Below are 25,807 nucleotides of genomic sequence, written 5' to 3'. Positions count from 1 at the left end.
GCGGCGGCGATTGCCCCTACGCCGTCACAGCTTTTTCATCAGCACCATCGACTTGCGCTGCCAGTTGTAGAGCTTGCGCTTGTCTTCGGGCAGGTCGTCGACCGTGGCGTGGACGAAGCCGCGCTTGAGGAACCAGTGCTCGGTGCGGGTGGTGAGCACGAACAGCCGCTCCAGCCCGAGCGCGCGCGCGCGACGCTCGATGCGCTTGAGCAGGCGCTCGCCGTCGCCGGTGCCCTGGGCCTCGGGCGATACCGTCAGGCACGCCATCTCGCCCATGTTCTCGCGCGGATAGTCGTACAGCGCGGCACAGCCGAACAGCACGCCGTCGTGCTCGATCACCGAGAAATTGGCGATATCGCGCTCGATCAGGTGGCGCCCGCGCGGCACCAGCGTGCCGTCCTGCTCCAGCGGTGCGATCAGCTGCACGATGCCGCCGACGTCGTCGAGCGTGGCCTCGCGCAGGCTTTCCAGGTCGGTGTCGGACAGCATGGTGCCGACGCCGTCGTGCAGGAACAGTTCCAGCAGCACTGCGCCGTCGAGCGAGTAGGGGATCAGGTGCGCGCGCGGCACGCCGCCCTTGAGCGCCTTGACCAGGTGCTGCAGGTAATTGGCGACGTCGGGCGGCAGGTGGTTGTTCTGCAGCCGTTCCACCGCGGTGCGCAGCGACATTTCCTGCATCATCTTGCCGACCGGGTCGGGCACGCCCGGCACCTCGGTAATGAAGATCAGCTTGTCGGCCTTGAGCGCGGTGGCGGTGGCGCTGGCCACGTCTTCCATCGACAGGTTGAAGGCCTGGCCGGTGGGCGAGAAGCCCAGCGGCGACAGCAGCACCACCTTGCCGTGCGACAGCGACATGCGCACCGATTCGGCGTCGATCTTGCGCACCAGCCCGGTGTGCTGGTAGTCGGTACCGTGGACGATGCCGACCGGGCGCGCGGTGACGAAGTTGCCGGAGATCACCGACAGCTGGGCGCCGGCCATCGGCGTGTTGGGCAGGCCCTGGCTGAACGCGGCCTCGATGTCCAGGCGCAGTTCGCCGGCGGCTTCCTTGGCGCATTCGAGCGCGGCGTTGTCGGTGACGCGCACGCCGTCGACGAACTGCGACTCGACATGGCGCAGCGCCAGCTGCTCTTCCACCTGCGGACGCGAGCCGTGCACCAGCACGATCTGCATGCCCATCGCGTGCAGCAGCGCGACATCGTTGACCAGCGCGTTCAGCACGCCCGCCTTGACCAGCTCGCCGGCGAAGGCGATCACGAAGGTCTTGCCGCGGAAGGCATGGATATACGGCGCCACCATGCGCAGCCAGTCGACGAACTGCTGGTGGTCGGGACCGCTGCGATCGGGATCGGCCGTGACCGGCACGGGGGAGGTCGGGGCGGGGGCGGGGAGCTCGGCCGCGGCGGGGGGCTCCGCCTGCGCCGGCGCGGCCGGGGCCGTCGGTGCAGCGGGAGCGGAGGCAGGCGCCGTCTGCGGCGCGTCGGTTCTGGCGTTCATGCCGCGGATTATAATCCCGGCCAATGTCAGAACAACGCCCCGTCAAGCCCAAACCACCGGTGTCGCCGCGCCAGCGCGCCGGTGCCGGCCAGCCTGCCTCCTCCACCCAGTCCCGCCCGGCGCCCGGCACGGCCCGGCCGCAGCGGCCCGGCCCGGCCAGGCCGGCCGGTGCGCGGCCTGCCGCCGAGGACGGCCAGCGTCAGCCACGCGCCGCGCGCCCGCCGCGGCCACCGCGCCCGGTCAACCCGCTGCCGCCGATCACCTTCCCCGAAGCCCTGCCGGTATCGGCGCGCCGCGACGAGATCGCCGCGGCGCTGCTGGCCAACCAGGTGGTGATCGTTTCCGGCGAGACCGGTTCGGGCAAGACCACGCAGCTGCCCAAGATCTGCCTGTCGATCGGGCGCGGTCCCGGCCGCGAGGGCGGGGGGCTGATCGGCCACACCCAGCCGCGCCGCATCGCCGCGACCTCGACCGCCAAGCGCATCGCGCAGGAACTGGGCACGCCATTGGGCGAGCACGTGGGCTACCAGGTGCGCTTCAACGACACCATGTCGTCGGGCGCGTCGGTCAAGCTGATGACCGACGGCATCCTGCTCGCCGAAACCCAGAACGACCCGCTGCTGCGCGCCTACGACACGCTGATCATCGACGAGGCGCACGAGCGCAGCCTCAACATCGACTTCCTGATCGGCTACCTGCGCCAGATCCTGCCCAAGCGGCCAGACCTGAAGGTGATCATCACCTCGGCCACCATCGACGCGCAGCGCTTTGCCCGGCATTTCGCCACGGGCGACAAGCCGGCGCCGGTGATCGAGGTCAGCGGCCGGCTGTACCCGGTGGAGGTGCGCTACCGCCCGATCGCCGACGACGCGCCCGCAGCCGGCGCGCCGCGCAGCCCGCAGGCGCGCGAGCGCGACCTGTACGACGGCATCGTCGATGCCGTCGACGAACTGTGCCGCGCCGGCCCCGGCGACGTGCTGGTGTTCCTGCCCGGCGAGCGCGAGATCCGCGAGGCCGCCGAGGCGCTGCGCAAGCACCACCCGCCGCATACCGAGATCCTGCCGCTGTTCGCGCGGCTGTCGGTGCAGGAGCAGGAGCGGGTGTTCAAGCCATCGAATGCCCGGCGCATCGTGCTGGCGACCAACGTCGCCGAAACCTCGCTGACGGTGCCGGGCATTCGCTACGTGGTCGACACCGGGCTGGCGCGCGTCAAGCGCTATTCGTACCGCAACAAGGTCGAGCAGCTGCAGGTCGAGGCGATTTCGCAGGCCGCCGCCAACCAGCGCGCCGGCCGCTGCGGCCGGGTCGCCAACGGGGTTTGCATCCGGCTGTACGAAGAATCCGACTTCACCGGCCGGCCGCGCTTTACCGACCCTGAAATCCTGCGCTCGTCGCTGGCCGCGGTGATCCTGCGCATGAAGGCGCTGCGGCTGACCGATATCGAGTCGTTCCCGTTCATCGAGCCGCCGCTGGGCCGCGCGGTCGCCGACGGCTACCAGCTGCTGCAGGAGCTGGGCGCGGTCGACGACGCCAACCAGCTGACCGGCACCGGCCGCCAGCTGGCCAAGCTGCCGCTCGACCCGCGTGTGGCGCGCATGATCCTGGCCGCGCGCGAGCACCAGTGCCTGCGCGAGGTGCTGATCATCGCCAGCGCGCTGTCGGTGCAGGACCCGCGCGAGCGCCCGCAGGAAGCGCAGGAAGCCGCCGACCAGGCCCATCGCAAGTTCATGGACGAGAAGTCCGAGTTCCTGGGCTGGGTCCGGCTGTGGAAGTGGTTCGAGGACGCGGTCGCGCACAAGAAGTCCAACCGCCAGCTGCAGGACCAGTGCCGCGCGCACTTCCTGTCGCACCTGCGGCTGCGCGAATGGCGCGACGTGCATTCCCAGCTGCTGACCACGGTGACCGAGCAGGGCTGGCGCCTGAACGACAGCGAGCCGACCTACGAGCAGGTGCACAAGGCGCTGCTGACCGGCCTGCTCGGCAACGTCGGCTGCCGCATCGAGGACGGCGACGGCAAGGGCCGCGAATACCTGGGCGCGCGCGGCATCAAGTTCCACCTGTGGCCGGGCTCGCTGATCGCGCGCAAGGTCGGGCGCTGGGTGGTCGCCGCCGAGCTGGTCGAGACCAGCCGGCTGTTCGCGCGCACGCTGGCACGCGTCGAGCCCGAATGGCTCGAGCAGGTGGGCCGCCACCTGCTCAAGGTCAGCTGGAGCGATCCGCACTGGGAGAAGAAGGCCGGCCAGGTACTGGCGCTGGAGCGCGCCACGCTGTACGGGCTGGTGGTCTACCAGCACCGCCGCGTGCACTACGGCCCGATGAACCCGCGCGAGGCGCGCGAGCTGTTTATCCGCCGCGCGCTGGTCGAGGGCGAGTTCGACACGCGCCTGCCGTTCTTTGCGCACAACCAGCGCCTGGTGCGCGAGATCGAGAACCTGGAGCACAAGTCGCGGCGCCAGGACGTGCTGGTCGACGACGAGCTGATCTACGCCTTCTACGACCGCGCGATTCCCGCCGACATCTGCCAGCAGGCCGCGTTCGAGCAGTGGTACCAGGCCGAGAGCGCGCACGACCGCAAGCTGCTGTACCTGAACCGCGACGAGCTGATGCGGCACGAGGCCGCCGGCATCACCACCGACCTGTTTCCCAAGACCATGGCCGTGGCCGGCGTGGACATGGGCCTGACCTACCACTTCGAGCCCGGCAGCCACCGCGACGGCGTGACCCTGACCGTGCCGCTGTACGCGCTCAACCAGGTGCGCCCCGAACGCGCCGACTGGCTGGTGCCGGGCATGATCAAGGAAAAGGTGCACCTGCTGCTCAAGTCGCTGCCGCAGAAGCTGCGCCGCCACTGCGTGCCGCTGCCGGACTATGCCGCCGGCTTCGTCGCGCGCCAGCCGTTTGGCGAAGGCGAGCTGCTGGACGTGCTGATCGCAGATATCCGCGAGCAGACCGGCACCATGGTGCGGCGTGCCGACTTCAAGCTGGAAACGCTGCCCGCGCACCACGCGATGAACTTCAAGGTGATCGACGAGCACGGGCGCCAGCTCGACATGGGCCGCAACCTGGCCCAGCTGCGCGCCGAGCTGGGCGGACAGGCGCAGCAGTCGTTCCAGCGAGTGGCGGCGCAGGCCGCGGCCCAGGCCGCCGCCGCCCAGGCCCCGGGGCAGGCAACGGAACAGGCGCCTGCGCTGGCCGCGGCGGAGCCTGGCAAGTATGAGGGACTGACCGGCTGGAGCTTCGGCGAGCTGCCGGAGCTGCTCGAGATCCGCAAGGGCAGCCAGACCCTGTTCGGCTATCCGGCGCTGGTCGATCGCGGCACGCACTGCGACGTCGAAGTCTTCGACGATCCGCAGGAAGCGGCCCGCATCCACCACCTGGGTTTGCGCCGGCTGTTCGCGCTGCAGCTGCGCGAGCAGGTCAAGTTCATCGAGAAGAACATCCCCGGGCTGCAGCAGATGGCGATGCAGTACATGACGCTGGGCACGCAGGAGATGCTGCGCGAGCAGATCGTGATGCTGGCGCTGGAGCGCGCCTGCATGCAGGCGCCGCTGCCGCGCAACGACGCCGAATTCAATGCCCGCAAGGACGAAGGGCGGACCCGGCTGTCGCTGCTGGCGCAGGAAATCGCGCGGCTGGCGGGCGCGATCCTGGCCGAATACGCCGGGCTGCCGCGCAAGCTGCTGCAGGCCAAGCCGTTCCCCGGCGCCTATGCGGACATGGAGGCCCAGCTCGGCCGGCTGATGGGCAAGCGCTTTATCGACGAAACCCCGTACACGCAGCTGGTGCATTTCCCGCGCTACCTGAAGGGCATCGCCATGCGCGTCGACAAGCTCAAGGGCGATCCGGCCCGCGACAGCCAGCGCATGCAGGAGATGGCGCCGCTGGTGCAGCAGTGGCAGCGGGCCGAGAAGCAGTTGCGCACCCAGGGCCGCGGCGGCGAGGATGCGCGGCTGGAGGAATTCCGCTGGATGCTGGAAGAGCTGCGCATCGCGCTGTTCGCCCAGGAGCTGCGCACGCCGGTGCCGATGTCGGTCAAGCGGCTGCAGAAGGTGTGGGAATCGATGCAGCGCTGAGGCCGCGCGCCGGCATGTCGGTAAATGGTCGTGCCGGCGCAACAATCTGCCAAATTCTTGTCCGCCGCCAGCCGCGACGTCAGCGGAATTAGCCGGCCAAACGTTAGAATCGCCGATTCAGTTCTTCTGGTAGCGGGTCTTATGTTCGCATTGCGGCGGTGGGTGGCTGGTGGGATCACGGCGGGCGCGTTCGCGCTGGGCCTGATGGCGGTTCCGGCTCGGGCGGAGGTGGTGGTGATCCTCAATTCGGGTGATGCCACCGTCACGCTGATCGACAAGGACACGCAGAAGGTGCTCGAGACCTTCCCGATCGGCAAGGAACCCCACCACCTGATCGCCACGCCCGACGACAAGTCGCTGATCGTCGCCAATGCGGTCGGCAACGACCTGGTGTTCCTGGACCCGGTCACGGGCAAGGTCCAGCAGCACGTGCCCAATATCGACGACCCGTACCAGATCGGCTTCTCGCCGGACCAGAAGTGGTTTGTCGCCACCGGCAACCGGCTCGACCGCGTCGACGTGTACCGCTGGGACGGCAAGGCGCTGAAGCTGGCCAAGCAGTATCCCCTGGCCAAGACCCCCAGCCATATCGCCTTTACCGCCGACAGCCGCATCGCCTTCATCACGCTGCAGGATTCCAACGAAGTGGCCGCCATCGACCTGGTCACGCAGAACGTGATGTGGCGCATGGAAACCGGTTCGGCGCCGGCGGGGATCTGGGTCACGCCCGACCAGAAATACCTGCTGGTCGGCATGACCGGCGCCGACTACGTGGCCGTGATCGACTGGCGCACCCGCACCGTGGTCAAGCAGATCCAGACCGGCAAGGGCGCGCACAACTTCCGCGCCGTCGGCGACCGGCGCCACCTGTTCCTCAGCAACCGCGTCACCGGCAGCATCAGCATCATCGACCAGCAGACGCTGAGCAAGGTCGGCGACATCACCGGCCTGCCGCCGGGCCCGGACGACATGGAACTGACCGCCGACGGCAAGACCCTGTGGGTGACCTTCCGCTGGGCGCGCTCGGTCGGGCTGGTCGACGTCGCCAGCCGCAAGCTGGTCAAGACCGTGCGGGTCGGGCGCTCGCCGCACGGCATCTATTTCCGCACGCGCGCGCCGCTGTTCTGACGCAAAGCGGGCAGGGCAGGGACCATGGCACGGATCAGGGCATTGCGCTCCGCGACGATCAACAAGTGGCTGGCCGCGCTGGCGCTGGCGTGCGGCCTGCCGCTGGCGCCGCAAGCCGCCGCCGCGCCGGCCGCCAGGGCCTGCCCCGCCGGCACGCTCTACCTGACCTTCGACACCGGCAGCATGAGCCAGGCGCAGCTGATCGCCGACACCCTGCGGCGCCACCAGATCCGCGCCACCTTCTTCCTGGCCAACGAGCCGACGGTGCGCAAGGACGGTTCGCTCGACCCGTCGTGGGCCCCGTACTGGAAGTCGCTGGTGGCCGACGGCCACGCCTTCGGCACGCACACCTTCGACCATGTCTACCTGCGCAGCGTGCGCGCCGGCCACGTGACCATGCGGCCGCAGTTCGGCGCGCGCGCGGGCCAGGACGTGGCCATGGACCAGGCCGGCTTCTGCAAGGAATTGCGGCGCAGCGCCGAGGCCCTGCGCGCCATGACCGGTGCCGAGATGGTGCCGCTGTGGCGCGCCCCGGGCGGCCGCACCGCGCCGCAGACGCTGCAGTGGGCCGAGCAATGCGGCTACCGCCATGTCGGCTGGGCCCCGGCGGGCTTCCTGGGCGATGAGCTGTCGTCGCAGCGCTATCCCAACGCCGTGCTGCTGCAGCGCGCGCTGGCCGGCCTGCGCGACGGCGACATCGCCATGGCGCACCTGGGCATCTGGTCGCGGCAGGATCCGTGGGCGCCGGCGGTGCTCGAGCCGCTGCTCACCGGCCTCGAACGCAAGGGCTTCTGCTTCGCCACGCTGCGCGAACACCCGGCCTATCGCGACTGGATCGCGCGGCCCATCGGACAACAGGAGGGCGCACGCTGATGTGGGACACGCTTAACGGCTGGATCGGCCAGATCGAAGGCACGCTGTTCCAGGACGTGGTGCTGCCGGTGGTCTATGACCTGGGCTTCGGCCGCTACGCCGAGGAAGCTTTCACCGGCACCGAATGGCTGCTGGTGGGGCTGGCGCAGATCGCGGTGATGGCGCTGATCCTCGGGCCGCTGGAGAAATGGCGCCCGGTCGAAGCCGTGGCCGACCGGGCCGCGATCCGCACCGACATCCTCTACACCGTGATCCACCGCCTGGGCCTGTTCCGGCTGGCGATGTTCTTCCTGCTGGCGCCGCTGACCGACGCGCTCGAAGGCCACCTGCGGCTGATGGGCTGGCACCGCATCAATGTGGAAGACTGGTGGCCGGGCGTGACCTCGGTGCCGCTGGTCAGCTTCTTTGTCTACCTGCTGCTGTTCGACCTGCTCGACTACTGGTACCACCGGCTGTCGCACTCGTTCCGCTGGTGGTGGCACCTGCATGCGGTGCACCACAGCCAGCGCCAGATGACGCTGTGGAGCGACAACCGCAACCACCTGCTCGACGACATGCTGCGCGACCTGGTGTTTGCGCTGGTGGCGCTGGGCGTGGGCGTGGAGCCGTCGCAGTATGTGCTGCTGGTGGCGCTGTCGCAGCTGCTGCAGAGCCTGCAGCATGCCAACCTGCGGCTGCACTTCGGCTCCATCGGCGAGCGGCTGCTGATTTCGCCGCGCTTCCACCGCACCCACCACGCGGTCGGCATCGGCCATGAAGCCGACGGTGCGCCGGCAAAGCTGGGCGGCTGCAACTACGGCGTGATCTTTCCCTGGTGGGACATGCTGTTCGGCACCGCGGTCTTCACCGAGACCTACCATCCCACCGGCATCCGCGACCAGCTGCCGCCGCCGGTGGGCAAGGGCCACGACTACGGCTCGGGCTTCCTGGCCCACCAGTGGTACGGCATCAAGCGGCTGCTGCGGCTGCGCTGACCGCGCATTCGAGGCCATCCTCCAGCCGCGGCGGTCGCCGCCGCGCCATGGCGGCAAGCGGCGTATGCTAGTGTTCCGGGTTGCCGCCGGCACGTCACCCCGCTGACCTGACCGGTTCCCCGCGACTTTCCTGTTTTGCCTTCGACTGCATGAACGATATCTTCCGCTCGTTTGGCCGCGCGCTGGTCAGCCAGCTGCATCCGCGCACGCTGATGCTGACCGTGCTGCCTTTCGTCCTGGCCACGCTGCTGTGGGGTGGGCTGCTCTGGTGGGGCTGGGACCCCATCATGGGCGCCACGCGCAGCTTCCTGGAAAGCTCGGTGCTGACCAGCTGGATCTACAGCGCGCTCGACTGGTTCGGGCTGCAATCGTTGCGCTCGGTAGTGGCGCCGCTGTTCGTGGCGGCGCTGGCGATCCCGCTGGTGATCGCGTCGATGCTGATGTTTATCGGCGTGTTCTCGGTGCCGGCGGTGGTGCGCCACCTGGAGCGCAGCTACCCCGACCTGGCCAAGGCCCACGGCGGCAGCGTGCTGGGCAGCGTGTTCCATTCGCTCGGCAGCACCGTGGTGTTCCTGTCGCTGGTGCTGGTGACGCTGCCGCTGTGGCTGATCCCGCCGTTCTTTGCGCTGATTCCGCCGGTGCTGTGGGGCTGGCTGACCTATCGCGTGATGACGTATGACGCGCTCGCCGACCACGCCACCACCGAGGAGCGCAAGACCCTGGTGCGGCGCCACCGCACGCCGCTGCTGGTGATCGGCGTGGCGGTAGGGCTGCTGGGCTCGGCGCCGACGATACTGTGGGTGTCGTCGGCGGCGGTGATCTTTTTGTTCCCGTTCGTGCTGGCCGGCACGCTGTGGCTCTATGTGCTGATCTTTATTTTCTCGGCGCTGTGGTTCGGCCATTTCTGCCTGCGCGCGCTGGCGCAGCTGCGGGCCGAGCGCGCCGCGGTGCCGGCCCAGCCGCCCGCGCCGCCTGCGGCGCCGTCGTCGGGCGGCGACGTCATCGACCTGGCGCCGCAAGACGTGCGCCGCATCGAAAACTCCTGAAGCGAGGGCAATATGGGTTTCGGCCTGATCGTCATTGGCGACGAGATTCTGTCCGGGCGGCGCGAAGACAAGCACCTGCGCCGCACCATCGAACTGCTGGGCGCACGCGGCCTGGCGCTGGACTGGGCCGAGTACGTCGGCGACGACCGCGCCCGCATCACCGCCACGCTGCGGCGCACGCTGGCCGGACCCGACGTGGTGTTCTGCACCGGCGGCATCGGCGCCACGCCGGACGACCACACGCGCCAGTGCGCGGCCGCGGCGCTGGGCGTGCCGCTGGTGCTGCATCCCGAAGCGCGCGAACTGATCGCGCTGCGCATCGCCGAGACCGCCGGCGGCGACCCCGCCAAGGGCGACCCGACGCTGCCGGAGAACCAGCACCGCTTCAAGATGGGCGAGTTCCCCGAGGGCGCGCGCATCATCCCCAACAGCTACAACCGCATCCCCGGCTTCTCGGTCGGCCACCATCACTTCATGCCCGGCTTCCCGGTGATGGCGTGGCCGATGATGGAGTGGGTGCTGGACCACGACTATGCGCACCTGTTCCACCAGGTGTCGCAGCAGGAGCGGGCCTTCTACGTGTTCGAGGCGCCGGAGTCGACGCTGACCCCGCTGATGGAGAAGGTCGAGGCGGCGCATCCGGGCATCCGCGTGTTCAGCCTGCCGTCGGTTGGCGACGTGCAGCGCGGCGACCGCTTCGCGCGCCGCCATATCGACCTGGGCGTCAAGGGCCCGGCCGAGCTGGTGGCGCCCGCCTATGCGATGCTGCTCGAAGGCGTGCAGGCGATGGGCTACGAGACCGTGGAGCAGCCGCCGCGGCAGGCGGCACCGGCCTAGACGTTGCGGCCGGCGGCCAAAAGAGAAGGGGCAGCCTTGGCTGCCCCTCTGCATTCAGGTCCGGGCGGAATCAGGCGCCATGCCAGGGCAGGCCGCGCACGCACCAGCCCTCGACGGTCTTGCGGTGGTGGTGATCGTCGCGGTTGCCCTCGAAACCTTCGAGCACGTCCATGGCGAAGTGGTAGCCGGCTTCGGTGGCCACCCGCGCCGCGTGCTTGGAACGCGCCGCGCTGCGGCACAGGAACAGCACCGGCACGTCGGACGGCACGCGCGCGCGCAGTTCCTCGATAAAGCGCGCGTTCTGCGCGCCGCCCGGGTAGGACATCCATTCGACATGGGCGAACTGCGCGTCGGGCACATCGACGCCGCCGACCCAGTCCAGCTCGGCCTGCGTGCGCACGTCCACCAGCACGGCGGAAGGGTCGTTCTGCAGCAGGGCATAGGCTTCCTGCGGCGACAGCGCGCCGAAGTACGGCAACTGGCTTTGTTCCTGGCGCTGGCGGGCGGCCTGGAGGAGATCGTCTCGGGTGGTCATCGGCGTGACAAATTGAATGGGTGGAATCGTGGCGCAAGGGCCGCAACCCGTTATTCTATAGCGCCGCGCTGGCGGGGCGGTGGCTGCGCTGGCCGGGAGGGACTGGAAAGCGCCGTCGCAGGGCGCAAGCGATCGATTTTGGTGCGAGTGCACTAAGACGGTGCCATTGCTTGAAGTTTGCACCATGATGGTGTTCCATGACGCTGGCAGCGAGGGTTGCGCGTGTCTAGGGAGCGCCACATGGTCCCCCGGCCCGCTGGAAGGCGTTTCCGTTGCCGGCCAGCATGGTGCGCGATTCGCCGGAGTTGCACAATTTTCGGGCCCTGCGCCGCGTGGGACGTTTGATTGGCACGCTTTCTGCTAACATCCGACGTCCTTTCGCGGCGAGGCCAGTCAGGCGCGGCAACGATGCAGCGGCGCCGCTGGCGACAGTCCCAAGAATTGGCTTTCACAGACATTTGCCGAATACCCAGGAGATTGGCATGGCCCACAGCGTTGCAGACGTGATGAAGCTGGTGAAGGAAAACGACGTCAAGTTCGTCGATTTCCGCTTCACCGATACCAAAGGCAAGGAGCAACACGTGTCCGTGCCCGTGTCGCACTTCGATGAAGACAAGTTCGAGAGCGGCCACGCTTTCGACGGCTCGTCGATCGCCGGCTGGAAGGGTATCGAAGCTTCGGACATGCTGCTGATGCCGGATTCGAACACGGCCCACATCGACCCGTTCTACGAAGAGCCGACGCTGGTGCTGTCGTGCGACGTGATCGAGCCGTCGGACGGCAAGGGCTATGACCGCGATCCGCGTTCCATCGCCAAGCGCGCCGAAGCCTACCTGAAGAGCACCGGCCTGGGCGACACCGCCTTCTTCGGTCCGGAACCCGAGTTCTTCATCTTCGACGGCGTGACCTGGAACGTCGACATGCAAGGCTGCTTCGTCAAGGTCCATTCCGAAGAAGCCCCGTGGTCGTCGTCGAAGGAATTCGAGCACGGCAACAGCGGCCACCGTCCCGGCAAGAAGGGCGGCTACTTCCCGGTCGCCCCGATCGACACCTTCCAGGACATGCGTTCGGAAATGTGCCTGATCCTCGAATCGCTGGGCATTCCGGTTGAAGTCCACCACCACGAAGTGGCGGGCCAGGGCCAGAACGAAATCGGCACCAAGTTCAGCACGCTGGTGCAGCGCGCCGACTGGACCCAGCTGCAGAAGTACGTGATCCAGAATGTCGCCCACACCTACGGCAAGACCGCCACCTTCATGCCGAAGCCCATCGTTGGCGACAACGGCTCGGGCATGCACGTGCACCAGTCGGTGTGGAAGGACGGCCAGAACCTGTTCGCGGGCAACGGCTACGCCGGCCTGTCGGAATTCGCGCTGTACTACATCGGCGGCATCATCAAGCACGCCCGCGCCCTGAACGCCATCACCAACCCGGGCACGAACTCGTACAAGCGCCTGGTGCCGGGCTTCGAGGCTCCGGTCAAGCTGGCCTACTCGGCCCGCAACCGTTCGGCTTCGATCCGTATCCCGTACGTGGCCAACCCGAAGGGCCGCCGCATCGAGACCCGCTTCCCGGATCCGCTGATGAACCCGTACCTGGGCTTCTCGGCGCTGCTGATGGCCGGCCTGGACGGCGTGATGAACAAGATCCACCCGGGCGAAGCCGCCGACAAGAACCTGTACGACCTGCCGCCGGAAGAGGATGCCAAGATCCCGACCGTGTGCTCGAGCCTGGACCAGGCGCTCGAGTACCTGGACAACGACCGCGAGTTCCTGACCCGTGGCGGCGTGTTCTCGAATTCGATGATCGATGCCTACATCGAACTGAAGATGGAAGAAGTCACGCGTTTCCGCATGACCACGCATCCGGTCGAGTTCGAGATGTACTACTCGCTGTAAGCAGCCCGCGCCCGGCCATGACCCAGGTTGTGACCGGGCAACAGTTGCACCACAAGGGGGCGGCTTCGGCTGTCCCTTTTTGCTTTGCTCGCTAGAATGGGGAATCCGATTCTGTCCCGATCCACCCCCGTTCTAACTGACGCCACGCCCATGGATGCCTTTTCCCGCACGGCCCGCCGGACTCATGCCATGCCCCGTTCCGTGCACCAAAGCCGACGCCGATTCCCCGTTCTGGTGAGCGCCGCGGTGCTGGCGCCGGTGCTGTTGTTGGGCGCGTGGGCCGGACCGTCGCTGGCGCAGTCCTCGGATGTCTATGTCTGCACCGGGCCCAACGGCGTGCCGGAGTACCGCAACGGCAATGCCGGCAAGGGCTGCAAGAAGCTGAACCTGCCCGAGGTCGTGACTGTGCCGGGCGGGCGCATTGCCGCGCCGGCCAAGAGTGCCGGCAGCAGCGGCGCCAACACCGCCACCGCCGCCAGCACCGGTTTCCCGCGCGTGGACAGCGCCACCCAGCGCAGCCGCGACAGCGAGCGCCGCACCGTGCTGACGCAGGAGCTGCAGGCCGAGGAGGCCAAGCTGCAGGGCCTGCGCGCCGAGTACAACAACGGCCAGCCCGAGCGCCAGGGCAATGAGCGCAACTACCAGAAATATCTCGACCGCACCGCGGCGCTGCGCGACGACATTGCCCGCAGCGAGGCCAACGCGGCGTCGCTGCGGCGCGAGCTCGGCAACCTGAAGGACTAGTCTTATGCGTCGCCTGATTCGCGGAGTGTCACGCAAGGCCGGCAGTGCCGATGGCGCGCGGGCCGAGCCGCCCGCGGCGGAGCCGGCATCGCCCGAAACCGGCGCGCGCGTGCTCAGCATCGGCGCGGCGGCGTTCCATGCCGGCCTCGACGTGGTCGCCAACCCGGTGCTGCTGGTGCGGCAGCCGGGGCTGCGCGTGGTCTACGCGAATCCGGCCGCCGAGGCCACCTTCGGCGTGTCGCGCAAGGGCATGGTCGAGCTGACGCTGCCCGACCTGTTCGGCAAATCGGACGAGCTGCACAACATGCTCGACACCGTGGTGACGCGGCAGTTCGACGTGCGCCGCCAGGACCTGATCCTGCATCCGCCGCTGCAGGAACCGATCCATGTGCACGTGGTGATCGCCGCGCTCGAGGCGGTCGGCGACTCCGTGGTGGTCGAGATCCTGCCCAACGAGCAGAAGGTGCGCAGCGACCGCGAAGAGCGCATCCTCGACCTGACCTCGGCCAACAAGGAGCTGATCCGCAACCTCGCCCACGAGATCAAGAACCCGCTCGGGGGCATCCGCGGCGCGGCGCAGCTGCTGGAGTTCGAGCTGCCCGAGCGCTCGCTGCGCGAATACACGCAGGTCATCATCAAGGAGTCGGACCGGCTGCAGACGCTGGTCGACCGGCTGCTGGAGCCGCACCGGCACCCGCATATCGTATCGAGCCTGAATATCCACGAGGTGCTCGAGCGCGTGCGCTCGGTGGTGCTGGCCGAGTTCCCCAACGGGCTCGAGATCGTGCGCGACTACGATGCCAGCCTGCCCGAATTGCAGGGCGACATGGAGCAACTGATCCAGGCCGTGCTCAACATCGTCCACAACGCCGCGCAGGCGCTGGCCGAGCGCATCGCGTGCGGCGACGCGCAGATCGTGCTGCGCACGCGCATCGCGCGCCAGGTCACCATTGCCAAGCGCCTGTTCAAGCTGGCATTGGACTTGCATGTGATCGACAACGGCCCGGGCATCCCCGAAGACATCCGCGAACGCATCTTCTATCCGCTGGTATCGGGCAGGGATGGCGGCAGCGGACTGGGTCTCACACTCGCTCAAACCTTCGTGCAGCAGCACGAGGGCTTGATCGAATGCGAGAGCAGGCCGGGCTGTACCGACTTCCGTATCCTGCTGCCGCTGCACTAGCCTTTGCCGGCGTCCGCAAGCGCGTGCACCGACGTGGCCAGGGCATGCGGAAGACCAACTGACACCGAGCAGACAAGCGACGCACATGAAGCCGATCTGGATAGTCGACGACGATCAATCAATCCGCTGGGTCCTGGAAAAGGCCCTCGCCCGTGAAAGCCTGCTGTCGCGCAGCTTCACCAATGTGCGGGACGCGCTGGCCGCGCTGGAGGAAGACCAGCCGCAGGTGCTGATATCGGATATCCGCATGCCCGGCGGTTCCGGGCTGGACCTGCTGCAGGCGATCAAGGCGCGGCATCCGGGCCTGCCGGTCATCGTGATGACGGCGTACTCCGACCTGGACAGCGCGGTGGCGGCGTTCCAGGGCGGCGCCTTCGAATACCTGGCCAAGCCCTTCGATGTCGACAAGGCGGTCGAGCTGATCCGCCGCGCGCTGGAAGAAAGCCTGCGCGAGGAAGAAATGGACGACCGCCTGGTTGACGCGCCCGAGATCCTCGGCCAGGCGCCGGCGATGCAGGACGTGTTCCGCGCCATCGGCCGGCTGTCGCAGTCGAACGTCACGGTGATGATCACCGGCGAGTCCGGCACCGGCAAGGAACTGGTCGCGCGCGCGCTGCACAAGCACAGCCCGCGCGCCAACGGCCCGTTTATCGCGCTCAATACCGCGGCGATACCCAAGGACCTGCTCGAGTCCGAACTGTTCGGCCACGAGCGCGGCGCCTTTACCGGTGCCCAGACCATGCGGCGCGGGCGCTTCGAGCAGGCCGAGGGCGGCACGCTGTTTCTCGATGAAATCGGCGACATGCCGTTCGACCTGCAGACCCGGCTGCTGCGCGTGCTGTCCGACGGCAACTTCTATCGCGTCGGCGGCCACAACCCCTTGCGCGCCAATGTGCGCGTGATTGCCGCCACGCACCAGAACCTGGAACTGCGCGTCAAGGAAGGGCTGTTCCGCGAGGACTTGTTCCACCGCCTGAACGTGATCCGGCTGCGCCTGCCGCCGCTGCGCGAGCGGCCCGAGGACATCACGCTGCTGGCGCGCCATTTCCTGCAGAAGAGCGCCAAGGAGCTCGGCGTCGAGCCCAAGCGCATGTCGGACGAGGCGCTGGCCTATGTCAGCACGCTGCCGTTCCCCGGCAACGTGCGCCAGCTCGAAAACCTGTGCAACTGGCTGACCGTGATGGCGCCGGCGCAGACCATCGAGGTCAAGGACCTGCCGCGCGAGATGCTGGAAGCGGGCACCAGCGAGCCGGTCAATGCGCCGCGGCCGGAGCGCGCGCCGGACGTGCGCGTGCCGGAGTATGAAGGCGCCCACGAACTGGCCGACTATGGCGGGTTTGCGGTGCCGGTGGCCGAGGCCGATACGGCCACGGTGGTCCGCGCCGCGCCGGCCGCAGCGGTGGCCCACGCGCCGCAGCAGGCTCCGGCGGCCGCCGGATGGGAAACCCTGCTCGCCGCCGAGGCGCGTGCCATGCTCGAAGCCGGCCAGCCCGAAGTGATGGACCTGCTGACGCGCCGCTTCGAAAAGGCGGTGCTGGAAGCCGCGCTGGGCGTTACCCGCGGCCGCCGCGTCGAGGCCGCGACCCGGCTCGGGATCGGGCGCAACACCATCACGCGCAAGCTGCAGGAGTTGGGCTTCGACTGAGCCGCGCGTGCGCAAGGCAAAGAAAAACCGGCCGGGATATCCCGGCCGGTTTTTCTTTGTGGAAGGGGGTTCAGCCGCGCGCCTCGATCAGCCGCTGCGCCATCTCCGCAAAACCCTCGCCCCCCGCGGCCGCGGTGATGTATGCCGGCGGCACCGGCAGCTGCGGCAGGATATCGCGCACATTGGCCACGCCCACCGACAGCGGGAAATGCGCAAACATCGACGCATCGTTGGCAGAATCGCCGATAAACAGCCACTGGTCGCGCCGCGCATCGACGTCCTCGCCCAGCAGCTCGGCCACGCACAGCTTGCTCATCGACAGCTTGTCATGCTGGCCGAACCAGCCGTTGACATGGATGGAGCTGACGGTGGCGGTCATGCCGGCCTCGCGCATCAGCGCAGCAATGCGCGCGACGGCGTCCTGCGGCAGCGGCACCACGTCCTCGGCATGGTCGATGGCCAGGTCGGCGGCATGCCAGGCCTGGTCGGAAGCCAGCGCACAGCCGGGCACCTCGCGCACGATGTGCTGGCCCAATGCATGGATGCGCTCCAGGTTGCGCGCGCGCGTGGCCGCATCGTCGAGGAAGCGCGTCTGCAGCCGGCCGTTGTGCAGGTGCGAATAGAACGCGCCGTTCTCGCCGATGATGGCGTCGACCGGCCACAGCCGCGTCAGGATCTCGGCCCACGCGATGCAGCGCCCGGTCACCGGGATCACATGCAGGCCGGCCCGGCGCAGGCCGTCGAGGGCCAGGTAGGTAGAAGCCGGCAGCCGGCCGTCGGTGGTCAGGGTGCCGTCGATGTCGGTCAGCACGCCGCGCACGTTGCGCAGCGCCGCAGTAGAGAGCTTGTTCAGGGATTGCATGGCGGGCCATTGTACCCGTGGATCTGCGGCGAACTTCGTTTATTGCGCTGCAAAAATCCGCGCCCCGGCCATACTGGTGAATCTGCTGATTTGCTTGCGCAGGTGCGACCGGCGTAACATGCCGCTGTCACAAAACAATCACAAGCTGTCGGATTTTCGACTGACCGCAACCAGACAGACCAAGGAGAGCCTCGATGTCCGTATCCCGTACCGTGCTCAAACTCGCCGCGCTGGCGGCCCTGACCGGGGCCGGCAGTGCGCACGCCGCCGTTGAAATCCAGTGGTGGCACGCCATGCAGGGCGCGCTGAACGACAAGGTGAACGAGATCGCCAACAAGTTCAACGCCAGCCAGTCCGAATACAAGGTGGTGCCCGTCAACAAGGGCAATTACGACGAAACCATGGCGGCGGGCATCGCCGCCTTCCGCGCCGGCGGTGCGCCGGCGATCCTGCAGGTGTTCGAGGTCGGCACCGCCACCATGATGAGCGCCAAGGGCGCGATCAAGCCGGTGTCGACGGTGATGAAGGACGCCGGCGAGAAGTTCGACCAGAAGGCCTACATCCCGGCCGTGGCGGGCTACTACACCTCGTCCAAGGGCGAGATGCTGTCGTTCCCGTTCAACAGCTCGACCACGGTGTTCTACTACAACAAGGACGCCTTCAAGAAAGCCGGCCTGGATCCGGAAAAGCCGCCCAAGACCTGGCCCGAGGTAATGCAGTACTCGGCCAAGCTCAAGGCCGCGGGCACCAACTGCGCCTACACCACCGACTGGCAGGGCTGGGTCCACCTGGAGAGCTTCTCGGCCTGGCACAACACGCTGTACGCGACCAAGAACAACGGCTTCGGCGGCACCGACACGCGCCTGATCTTCAACAGCCCGCTGCACGTCAAGCACATCAGCAACCTGCAGGACATGGTGAAGAAGGGCTACTTCAGCTATGGCGGGCGCAAGGCCGAATCGCAGGCCAAGTTCTACAACGGCGAATGCGCCATGTTCACCGGCTCGTCAGCGTCGCTGGCCAATATCCGCAAGAACGCCAAGTTCGCGTTTGCGGTGGCGCAGCTGCCGTACTACCCGGAGGTGCAGGGCGCCCCGCAGAACACCATCATCGGCGGCGCCTCGCTGTGGGTGATGGGCGGCAAGAAGCCTGAAGAGTACAAGGGCGTCGCCAAGTTCTTCAATTACCTGTCGCGTCCCGAGATCCAGTCCGACTGGCACCAGGCCACCGGCTACCTGCCGGTGACCATGGCTGCCTACGAGGCCACCAAGAAATCGGGCTACTACGACAAGAACCCCGGCGCCGACGTCTCGGTGCAGCAGATGGTGGTCAAGACCACCGACAAGTCGCGCGGCGTGCGCCTGGGCAACATGGTGCAGATCCGCACCGTGGTCGACGAAGAGCTCGAAGCCGTCTGGGCCGGCAAGAAGGAGCCCAAGGCCGCGCTAGACTCGGCCGTGGCACGCGGCAACGACTTGCTGGAGCGTTTCCAGAAGACCGCGCGCGAGTAAGGCGCCAGGTCCAGCCAGCAGGCTGATGTGACAGGCGGGCGGCGGCGATACCTCCGCCCGCTTGCTTTGTGGCCGGCACCGATCGGGGCCGCCCGCCACTTCATACCTAGTCCGATGCCGCCATCCGCGGCATCCGCCGGAATCCGTTCATGGAAAAACGCGTCGTGTTCCGTTCGCCGTGGCTGCCGTATCTGCTGGTATTGCCGCAGATCGCGATCACGCTGATCTTCTTTTTCCTGCCCGCCGGGCAGGCCCTGTACCAGTCGATGCTGCAGCAGGATGCCTTCGGCATCAACCTGGAGTTCGTCGGCCTGGACAACTTCCGCATGCTGTGGAACGACCCGCTCTATGTCGAATCGTTCCAGGTCACCGCCATCTTTGCCGTGGGCGTGACCGTGGTGGGTTTGACCACCGCGCTGGCGCTGGCCTATTTTGCCGACCGCGTGATCCGCGGCGCGGTGGGCTACAAGACCCTGCTGATCTGGCCGTACGCGGTGGCGCCGGCGGTCGCGGGCGTGCTGTGGATGTTCATGTTCAACCCGACCCTGGGCGTGGTGTCGTTTGCGTTGCGCAAGCTCGGCGTCGAATGGAACTTCCTGCTCAATGGCAACCAGGCCTTGCTGCTGGTGGTGCTGGCCGCGGCCTGGAAGCAGATTAGCTACAACTTCCTGTTCTTCCTGGCGGGGCTGCAGAGCATCCCGCGCTCGCTGATCGAAGCCGCCGCCATCGACGGCGCAGGCCCGTGGCGCCGCTTCTGGTCGATCGTGTTCCCGCTGCTGTCGCCGACCACCTTCTTCCTGATGGTGATCAACGTGGTCTACGCGTTCTTCGACACCTTCGCCATCATCGACGCGGTCACGCACGGCGGGCCGTTCAATTCGACCAACACGCTGGTCTACAAGGTTTTCCATGACGGCTTCCGCGGCATGGACATTGGCGGCTCGGCGGCGCAGTCGGTGGTGCTGATGGTGATCGTGATCGCACTGACCGTGGTGCAGTTCCGCTACGTCGAACGCAAGGTCCAGTACTGACGGAGACAGCCCATGGTAGAACGTCGTCCCTTTCTCGATTTCCTGACCCACGCGGTGCTGATCCTCGGCATCGTCATCGTGGTGTTCCCGGTGTACCTGACCTTCGTCGCGTCGACGCTGACCGCCGAAGAAGTGCTGGACGCGCCGATGACGCTGATCCCCGGCGGCCACCTGATCGACAACTATCGCACCGTGCTGTTCCAGGGCGTGGGCGAGGCCGCGTCGCCGGTCTCGACCATGATGAAGAACAGCCTGATCATGGCGCTCGGCATCGCGCTGGGCAAGATCGCGATCTCGATCATCTCGGCCTTTGCCATCGTCTATTTCAGGTTCCCGCTGCGCAAGACCTTCTTCTGGCTGATCTTCATCACGCTGATGCTGCCGGTCGAGGTGCGCATCCTGCCGACCTACAAGGTGGTGTCGGACCTGGGCCTGCTCGACAGCTATTTCGGGTTGACGATTCCGATCATCGCGTCGGCCACCGCGACCTTCCTGTTCCGCCAGTTCTTCCTGACGATTCCTGATGAACTCGCGGAAGCGGCGCGCATCGACGGCGCCGGGCCGTTGCGCTTTTTCTGGGATGTGGTGCTGCCGCTGTCGCGCACCAGCATCGCCGCGCTGTTCGTGATCCAGTTCATCTACGGCTGGAACCAGTACCTGTGGCCGCTGCTGATCACCACGCAGAAGTCGATGACGCCGGTGGTGGTGGGCGTGACGCAGATGATCTCGCGCTCGGGCGATGCCGCCACCGACTGGAACCTGGTGATGGCCACGGTGATGCTGGCGATGATCCCGCCCGCGGTGGTGGTGGTGCTGATGCAGAAGTGGTTCGTCAAGGGCCTGGTCGAAACCGAGAAATAAGCGGAACACAATGGCAAAACTGTCACTACGCAACGTTCAGAAAACCTACGCCGGCGGCGCCCAGGTCGTGCATGGCATCGACATGGAGATCGCCGACGGCGAGTTCATCGTCATCGTCGGGCCCTCGGGCTGCGGCAAGTCCACGCTGCTGCGCATGGTGGCCGGGCTGGAAACCATCACCGGCGGCGAGATCCATATCGGCGACAAGGTGGTCAACCAGCTCGAGCCGGCCGAGCGCGATATCGCCATGGTGTTCCAGAACTACGCGCTCTACCCGCATATGAGCGTGTACGACAACATGGCCTACGGGCTGAAGATCCGCGGCATGGCCAAGGCCGAGATCGCGCAGCGCGTCAACCACGCCGCCGGCATTCTCGAGCTCGCGCCGCTGCTCGAGCGCAAGCCGCGCCAGCTCTCGGGCGGGCAGCGCCAGCGCGTTGCCATGGGCCGCGCCATCGTGCGCGAGCCGGCGGTGTTCCTGTTCGACGAGCCGCTGTCCAACCTCGACGCCAAGCTGCGCGTGCAGATGCGGCTGGAACTGAAGGAGCTGCACCGGCGCCTGGGCACCACCAGCCTCTATGTGACCCACGACCAGGTCGAGGCCATGACGCTGGCCGACCGCATGATGGTGCTCAACGCCGGACGGGTCGAACAGATCGGTACGCCGCTGGAGGTCTATGCACGGCCGGCCAGCACCTTCGTGGCCGGCTTTATCGGCTCGCCGCCGATGAACCTGATCCCGGTGGCGCGCAACGCCGGCGGCGACAGCAACGCGCAGATGCGCGTGGTGGCGAAGGACGGCGAAGCCGCCAATGCCACGCTCGGCCACCTGCCGATGGGGCTGCACCTGCCGGAGCAGGCGCTGCTGGGCTTGCGCCCGGAGCATATCGAGCCGTGCGCCGCGCACGAGGCGATCGCCGAGGTCGATGTGCGCGTGGTCGAGGCGCTGGGCGCGGACTCCTTCGCCTACGGCTCGCTCGGCGGGCAGGCGGTGGTGGTGCGGCTCGACAGCCATGCGCGCGTGCGCGCCGGCGACCGCCTGCCGGTGACCTCGTCGGCCGAGCACCTGCATTTCTTCGCGCCGGACTCCGGCAAGCGCATCGAGGCCTGACATGACCACCGCAACCGACAACGCCTGGCGCTATCCCCGCCATATCGCGCACCGCGGCGCCGGCAAGCTGGCGCCGGAGAACACGCTGGCGGCGTTTCGCCACGGCGCCGGCTTTGGCTACCGCATGTTCGAGTTCGACGTGAAGCTGTCGGCCGACGGCAAGCCGGTGCTGATGCACGACGCCACCCTGGACCGCACCACCAGCGGCCAGGGCAGGGTGGATGCGCTCACGCTGGGCGAACTGGCGCTGCTCGATGCCGGCAGCTGGCACGGACCGGCCTTTGCCGGCGAGCCGGTGCCGACGCTGGCGGCGGTCGCCCGCTACACCCGCGCCAACGGCTTCCTGGTCAATATCGAGATCAAGCCGGTGCCCGGCACCGAGGCGCGCACCGGCACCGCGGTGGCGCTCGACGCGCAGTCGCTGTGGGACGGTGCCGAGGTGCCGCCGCTGCTGTCGTCGTTTTCGGAAGAGGCGCTTGCCGCCGCGGCGCGTGTCGCGCCCGGGCTGCCGCGCGCACTGCTGCTGGACCAGCTGCCCGCGGACTGGCTTGAGCGTGTGCGCCGGCTCGGCTGCGTCGCGCTCGATGCCAACCATCGCGAACTCGATGCCGGCGTGATCGCCACCGCGCATTCGGCCGGCCTGCGCGTGCTGGCCTACACCGTCAACGATCCGGCGCGGGCGGCGCAGCTGCTGGAATGGGGGCTCGATGGGGTGATTACCGACGCCGTCGACCAGATCGTCCCCTGATCAAAATTGTTGTGCGGCTGTTGCGAATTCGCTGAACACGGTTGGAATTGTCGCGCAACTGTGTTTCGTATCGCGAAAAGTCCACATTGATCAAGCGCAATCCGTGCTATCCTTACCGCCGTGAAGACTTAAGGTCCTTCCCCGCACAACTTGCCCTTTCGCGCCTTGTGAGGCGGCCATCACATGCGGCACCCTGGTGGTGCCGTTTGCGTAAGTGCCTCCTTTGGCTCCCAAGAGTTGTTTGCGATCCGCTAACCGGTCAAGCCGTGTCGCGGAAGGTTGAATAACCCGCTGAACTCCGGCAGACCCGGAGAAAAGTGAGCGTCCCATGATGCAGCAGTACCAGAGCAATTCGTACCTCTTCGGCGGTAACGCCCCCTATGTCGAAGAACTGTACGAAGCCTACCTCCAGAACCCCGCCTCGGTTCCCGACAATTGGCGCGCGTACTTCGACGCCATGCAGAACGTTCCCGCCGTCGACGGCTCGAACGGCCGGGATATCCCCCACGCTCCCATCGTTGCCTCGTTCGCCGAGCGCGCCAAGCAAGGTCCCATCCGCACCATCGTTGCCTCGGCCGATTCCGACATGGGCCGCAAGCGCGTCGCTGCCACGCAGCTGATCGCCGCCTACCGCAACATCGGTTCGCACTGGGCCGACCTGGACCCGCTCAAGCGCCAGGAGCGTCCGCCCCTGCCGGATCTGGACCCCGCCTTCTACGGTTTTTCCGAAGCCGATCTCGATATCGTCTTCAACGCCAGCAATACCTACTTCGGCAAGGAGTCGATGAGCCTGCGCGAGCTGCTCAACAACCTGCGCGAAACGTACTGCGGCACCATCGGCTTCGAATTCATGTACGTGAGCGACCAGGCGCAGAAGCGCTGGTGGCAGGAGCGCCTGGAAACCACGCGTTCCAAGCCGGTGTTCACGCTGGAAAAGAAGAAGCACATCCTTGACCGCCTGACCGCGGCCGAAGGCCTGGAGCGCTTCCTGCACACCAAGTATGTCGGCCAGAAGCGCTTCTCGCTGGAAGGCGGCGAGAGCTTCATCGCCGCCATGGACGAGCTGATCCAGCACGCCGGCAGCAAGGGCGTGCAGGAAATCGTCATCGGCATGGCCCACCGCGGCCGCCTCAACGTGCTGGTCAACACCCTGGGCAAGATGCCCGCCGACCTGTTTGCCGAGTTCGAAGGCAAGCACGTCGATGACCTGCCGGCCGGCGACGTCAAGTACCACAAGGGCTTCTCGAGCGACGTCTCGACCGAGGGCGGCCCGATCCACCTGTCGCTGGCATTCAACCCGTCGCACCTGGAAATCGTCAACCCGGTGGTCGAAGGCTCGGCCAAGGCCCGCCAGGAACGCCGCGGCGCGGTCGGCAACATGGAAGTGCTGCCGGTGCAGGTGCACGGCGACGCCGCCTTTGCCGGCCAGGGCGTGGTGATGGAAACGCTGAACCTGGCGCAGACCCGCGGCTACGGCACGGGTGGCACCATGCACATCGTCATCAACAACCAGATCGGCTTCACCACCTCCGACCCGCGCGACGCCCGCTCGACGCTGTACTGCACGGACGTGGTCAAGATGATCGAGGCACCGGTGCTGCACGTGAACGGCGACGATCCCGAAGCCGTGGTGTACGCCATGCAGCTGGCGGTGGACTTCCGCATGGAGTTCAAGAAGGATGTCGTGGTCGACATCATCTGCTTCCGCAAGCTGGGCCACAACGAGCAGGACACGCCCGCGGTCACGCAGCCGCTGATGTACAAGAAGATCGCCCAGCACCCCGGCACGCGCAAGCTGTACGCCGACAAGCTGGCCGCGCAGAACCTGGTCCCGGCCGACTTCGGCGACGAGAAGGTCAAGGAATACCGCGCCGCGATGGACGCCGGCAAGCACACCGCCGATCCGGTGCTGTCGAACTTCAAGAACAAGTTCGCGGTCGACTGGATGCCGTTCCTGAACCGCAAGTGGACCGACGCCGCCGACACCGCGGTGCCGGTGACCGAGCTCAAGCGCCTGGCCGAACGCATCACCGCCATCCCCGAACACCTGAAGCTGCACCCGCTGGTCGAGAAGGTGGTCAAGGACCGCGCCAACATGGGCCGCGGCGACCAGCCGCTGGACTGGGGCATGGGCGAGCACCTGGCCTTCGCCTCGCTGGTGGCCTCGGGCTACCCGGTGCGCATCACCGGCCAGGACGCCGGCCGCGGCACCTTCACCCACCGCCACGCCGTGCTGCACGACCAGAACCGCGAGCGCTGGGATGCCGGCAGCTACGTGCCGCTGCAGAACGTGTCGGAAAACCAGGCACCGTTCACGGTGATCGACTCGGTGCTGTCCGAAGAGGCCGTGCTCGGCTTCGAATACGGCTACTCGACCGCCGAACCGAACGCGCTGGTGATCTGGGAAGCCCAGTTCGGCGACTTCGTCAACGGCGCCCAGGTGGTGATCGACCAGTTCATCTCGTCTGGTGAAGTGAAGTGGGGCCGTGCCTCGGGCCTGACGCTGATGCTGCCGCACGGCTACGAAGGCCAGGGTCCGGAACACAGCTCGGCGCGCATCGAGCGCTTCCTGCAGCTGTGCGCGGACCACAATATGCAGGTCTGCCAGCCGACCACGCCGGCGCAGATCTTCCACCTGCTGCGCCGCCAGATGATCCGTCTGTTCCGCAAGCCGCTGGTGATCATGACGCCGAAGTCGCTGCTGCGTAACAAGGATGCGGTGTCGCCGCTGTCCGATCTGGCCAAGGGCCACTTCGAGACCGTCATCGGCGACCACGAAGAACTCAACGCCGGCAAGGTCAAGCGCGTCATCATGTGCTCGGGCAAGGTCTATTACGACCTGGTCAACACGCGCAAGGAACGCGAGGCCAACGACACCGCGATCATCCGCCTGGAACAGCTGTACCCGTTCCCGCACAAGGCGCTGGCCGCGGAACTGAAGAAGTACCCGAACGCCAACGAGATCCTGTGGTGCCAGGACGAACCGCAGAACCAGGGCGCCTGGTTCTTCGTGCAGCACTACATCATGGAAAACATGACGGACGGCCAGAAGCTCGGTTATGCCGGTCGCCCCGCTTCGGCTTCGCCGGCGGTGGGCTACTACGCAAAGCACAACGAGCAACAGAAGGCGCTGCTGGACGCGGCCTTCGCCAAGCTCAAGGGCTTTGTCCTGACCAAGTAATCAGTCGGCAGCCACGGCGGCGCGCGCAGGCGCCCCGTGGCCTCGCCAGCATCACGACAACACGCATAA

Annotated in this window: 18 protein-coding genes and 2 pseudogenes; 17 read left to right on the top strand and 3 right to left on the bottom strand. The window is 67.2% G+C overall.

Annotated features, from left to right (window positions below):
- Nucleotides 1-24: 24 nt before the first annotated feature.
- Nucleotides 25-1,497: an amino-acid N-acetyltransferase gene (gene argA, locus A2G96_RS15155; RefSeq protein ID WP_062800577.1), complete on the bottom strand. Its 1,473-nt coding sequence runs from the start codon at nucleotides 1,495-1,497 to the stop codon at nucleotides 25-27.
- 23 nt (nucleotides 1,498-1,520) lie between these two features.
- Between argA and hrpA the strand changes: the two genes are divergently transcribed.
- The 6 genes from hrpA (at nucleotide 1,521) to A2G96_RS15125 (ending at nucleotide 10,428) form a co-directional block, all read left to right on the top strand.
- On the top strand, nucleotides 1,521-5,570 hold the full coding sequence (gene hrpA / locus A2G96_RS15150) for an ATP-dependent RNA helicase HrpA (RefSeq protein WP_062800575.1): 4,050 nt from the start codon (nucleotides 1,521-1,523) through the stop codon (nucleotides 5,568-5,570).
- Nucleotides 5,571-5,711: 141 nt separating this feature from the next.
- On the top strand, nucleotides 5,712-6,698 hold the full coding sequence (locus A2G96_RS15145) for a YVTN family beta-propeller repeat protein (RefSeq protein ID WP_062800573.1): 987 nt from the start codon (nucleotides 5,712-5,714) through the stop codon (nucleotides 6,696-6,698).
- 24 nt (nucleotides 6,699-6,722) lie between these two features.
- Complete coding sequence (locus A2G96_RS15140; protein WP_062800571.1) at nucleotides 6,723-7,571, top strand: polysaccharide deacetylase family protein; 849 nt, start codon at nucleotides 6,723-6,725, stop codon at nucleotides 7,569-7,571.
- On the top strand, nucleotides 7,571-8,545 hold the full coding sequence (locus tag A2G96_RS15135; RefSeq protein WP_062800568.1) for a sterol desaturase family protein: 975 nt from the start codon (nucleotides 7,571-7,573) through the stop codon (nucleotides 8,543-8,545). Before A2G96_RS15140 ends, A2G96_RS15135 begins: the two co-directional genes overlap by 1 nt.
- A gap of 149 nt (nucleotides 8,546-8,694) precedes the next feature.
- Nucleotides 8,695-9,591 (top strand): EI24 domain-containing protein, encoded by an 897-nt coding sequence (locus A2G96_RS15130; protein WP_062800566.1) that lies wholly within the window; start codon nucleotides 8,695-8,697, stop codon nucleotides 9,589-9,591.
- A gap of 12 nt (nucleotides 9,592-9,603) precedes the next feature.
- Nucleotides 9,604-10,428: a competence/damage-inducible protein A gene (locus A2G96_RS15125; RefSeq protein WP_062800564.1), complete on the top strand. Its 825-nt coding sequence runs from the start codon at nucleotides 9,604-9,606 to the stop codon at nucleotides 10,426-10,428.
- 70 nt (nucleotides 10,429-10,498) lie between these two features.
- On the opposite strand, the gene A2G96_RS15120 is transcribed toward A2G96_RS15125, so the two are convergent.
- On the bottom strand, nucleotides 10,499-10,963 hold the full coding sequence (locus A2G96_RS15120) for a rhodanese-like domain-containing protein (RefSeq protein ID WP_062800562.1): 465 nt from the start codon (nucleotides 10,961-10,963) through the stop codon (nucleotides 10,499-10,501).
- Nucleotides 10,964-11,445: 482 nt separating this feature from the next.
- Between A2G96_RS15120 and A2G96_RS15115 the strand changes: the two genes are divergently transcribed.
- From A2G96_RS15115 to A2G96_RS34520, 5 genes and pseudogenes are all read left to right on the top strand, one after another.
- The gene (locus tag A2G96_RS15115; RefSeq protein WP_062800560.1) at nucleotides 11,446-12,861 is read left to right on the top strand and encodes a 3-hydroxylaminophenol mutase; all 1,416 of its coding nucleotides are present in this window, start codon (nucleotides 11,446-11,448) and stop codon (nucleotides 12,859-12,861) included.
- 150 nt (nucleotides 12,862-13,011) lie between these two features.
- Complete coding sequence (locus A2G96_RS15110) at nucleotides 13,012-13,605, top strand: hypothetical protein (protein ID WP_062800558.1); 594 nt, start codon at nucleotides 13,012-13,014, stop codon at nucleotides 13,603-13,605.
- 4 nt (nucleotides 13,606-13,609) lie between these two features.
- Nucleotides 13,610-14,788 carry a nitrogen regulation protein NR(II) gene (gene glnL / locus A2G96_RS15105; protein ID WP_062800556.1) on the top strand — a complete coding sequence of 393 codons (1,179 nt, stop codon included), beginning with the start codon at nucleotides 13,610-13,612 and terminating at the stop codon, nucleotides 14,786-14,788.
- Between the two features lie 85 nt (nucleotides 14,789-14,873).
- Nucleotides 14,874-16,011 (top strand): annotated as a pseudogene (ntrC, locus tag A2G96_RS15100) (nitrogen regulation protein NR(I)); the annotation flags it as partial.
- A 161-nt stretch (nucleotides 16,012-16,172) separates the two neighbouring features.
- Nucleotides 16,173-16,433: pseudogene (locus A2G96_RS34520) on the top strand (helix-turn-helix domain-containing protein); the annotation flags it as partial.
- A 70-nt stretch (nucleotides 16,434-16,503) separates the two neighbouring features.
- Here A2G96_RS34520 and A2G96_RS15095 read toward each other — a convergent pair.
- Nucleotides 16,504-17,295: an HAD-IIB family hydrolase gene (locus A2G96_RS15095; RefSeq protein WP_062800552.1), complete on the bottom strand. Its 792-nt coding sequence runs from the start codon at nucleotides 17,293-17,295 to the stop codon at nucleotides 16,504-16,506.
- 194 nt (nucleotides 17,296-17,489) lie between these two features.
- Here A2G96_RS15095 and ugpB point away from each other — a divergent pair, with 194 nt between their 5' ends.
- The 6 genes from ugpB (at nucleotide 17,490) to A2G96_RS15065 (ending at nucleotide 25,738) form a co-directional block, all read left to right on the top strand.
- Nucleotides 17,490-18,806, top strand: coding sequence for a sn-glycerol-3-phosphate ABC transporter substrate-binding protein UgpB (gene ugpB, locus A2G96_RS15090; protein ID WP_062800550.1), 1,317 nt, complete (start codon nucleotides 17,490-17,492; stop codon nucleotides 18,804-18,806).
- 149 nt (nucleotides 18,807-18,955) lie between these two features.
- Nucleotides 18,956-19,837, top strand: a complete 882-nt coding sequence (gene ugpA, locus A2G96_RS15085; RefSeq protein WP_062800547.1) for a sn-glycerol-3-phosphate ABC transporter permease UgpA — start codon at nucleotides 18,956-18,958, stop codon at nucleotides 19,835-19,837.
- 12 nt (nucleotides 19,838-19,849) lie between these two features.
- On the top strand, nucleotides 19,850-20,698 hold the full coding sequence (ugpE, locus tag A2G96_RS15080; RefSeq protein WP_062800545.1) for a sn-glycerol-3-phosphate ABC transporter permease UgpE: 849 nt from the start codon (nucleotides 19,850-19,852) through the stop codon (nucleotides 20,696-20,698).
- Between the two features lie 10 nt (nucleotides 20,699-20,708).
- Nucleotides 20,709-21,809, top strand: a complete 1,101-nt coding sequence (locus A2G96_RS15075) for a sn-glycerol-3-phosphate import ATP-binding protein UgpC (protein WP_062800543.1) — start codon at nucleotides 20,709-20,711, stop codon at nucleotides 21,807-21,809.
- Between the two features lies 1 nt (nucleotide 21,810).
- On the top strand, nucleotides 21,811-22,557 hold the full coding sequence (gene ugpQ / locus A2G96_RS15070) for a glycerophosphodiester phosphodiesterase (protein WP_062800541.1): 747 nt from the start codon (nucleotides 21,811-21,813) through the stop codon (nucleotides 22,555-22,557).
- A 328-nt stretch (nucleotides 22,558-22,885) separates the two neighbouring features.
- Nucleotides 22,886-25,738: a 2-oxoglutarate dehydrogenase E1 component gene (locus A2G96_RS15065; protein WP_012353126.1), complete on the top strand. Its 2,853-nt coding sequence runs from the start codon at nucleotides 22,886-22,888 to the stop codon at nucleotides 25,736-25,738.
- Nucleotides 25,739-25,807 lie beyond the last annotated feature (69 nt).

It is taken from the genome of Cupriavidus nantongensis (genome assembly GCF_001598055.1).
In the GTDB taxonomy this organism is placed as follows: domain Bacteria; phylum Pseudomonadota; class Gammaproteobacteria; order Burkholderiales; family Burkholderiaceae; genus Cupriavidus; species Cupriavidus nantongensis.
The sequence above is the reverse complement of the archived record's forward strand: the minus strand, read 5'-3'. Positions and strand labels throughout refer to the sequence as shown.

Bases quoted from the DNA above. Each gene is read 5' to 3' on its own strand.
- A2G96_RS15140 (WP_062800571.1), top strand. From the start codon at position 6,723: ATGGCACGGATCAGGGCATTGCGCTCCGCGACGATCAACAAGTGGCTG.
- A2G96_RS15110 (WP_062800558.1), top strand. From the start codon at position 13,012: ATGGATGCCTTTTCCCGCACGGCCCGCCGGACTCATGCCATGCCCCGT.
- ugpE (WP_062800545.1), top strand. From the start codon at position 19,850: ATGGTAGAACGTCGTCCCTTTCTCGATTTCCTGACCCACGCGGTGCTG.
- A2G96_RS15095 (WP_062800552.1), bottom strand. From the start codon at position 17,295: ATGCAATCCCTGAACAAGCTCTCTACTGCGGCGCTGCGCAACGTGCGC.
- A2G96_RS15125 (WP_062800564.1), top strand. From the start codon at position 9,604: ATGGGTTTCGGCCTGATCGTCATTGGCGACGAGATTCTGTCCGGGCGG.
- A2G96_RS15065 (WP_012353126.1), top strand. From the start codon at position 22,886: ATGATGCAGCAGTACCAGAGCAATTCGTACCTCTTCGGCGGTAACGCC.
- A2G96_RS15115 (WP_062800560.1), top strand. From the start codon at position 11,446: ATGGCCCACAGCGTTGCAGACGTGATGAAGCTGGTGAAGGAAAACGAC.
- hrpA (WP_062800575.1), top strand. From the start codon at position 1,521: ATGTCAGAACAACGCCCCGTCAAGCCCAAACCACCGGTGTCGCCGCGC.
- ugpQ (WP_062800541.1), top strand. From the start codon at position 21,811: ATGACCACCGCAACCGACAACGCCTGGCGCTATCCCCGCCATATCGCG.
- A2G96_RS15145 (WP_062800573.1), top strand. From the start codon at position 5,712: ATGTTCGCATTGCGGCGGTGGGTGGCTGGTGGGATCACGGCGGGCGCG.
- A2G96_RS15135 (WP_062800568.1), top strand. From the start codon at position 7,571: ATGTGGGACACGCTTAACGGCTGGATCGGCCAGATCGAAGGCACGCTG.
- glnL (WP_062800556.1), top strand. From the start codon at position 13,610: ATGCGTCGCCTGATTCGCGGAGTGTCACGCAAGGCCGGCAGTGCCGAT.
- ugpA (WP_062800547.1), top strand. From the start codon at position 18,956: ATGGAAAAACGCGTCGTGTTCCGTTCGCCGTGGCTGCCGTATCTGCTG.
- ugpB (WP_062800550.1), top strand. From the start codon at position 17,490: ATGTCCGTATCCCGTACCGTGCTCAAACTCGCCGCGCTGGCGGCCCTG.
- A2G96_RS15120 (WP_062800562.1), bottom strand. From the start codon at position 10,963: ATGACCACCCGAGACGATCTCCTCCAGGCCGCCCGCCAGCGCCAGGAA.
- argA (WP_062800577.1), bottom strand. From the start codon at position 1,497: ATGAACGCCAGAACCGACGCGCCGCAGACGGCGCCTGCCTCCGCTCCC.
- A2G96_RS15075 (WP_062800543.1), top strand. From the start codon at position 20,709: ATGGCAAAACTGTCACTACGCAACGTTCAGAAAACCTACGCCGGCGGC.
- A2G96_RS15130 (WP_062800566.1), top strand. From the start codon at position 8,695: ATGAACGATATCTTCCGCTCGTTTGGCCGCGCGCTGGTCAGCCAGCTG.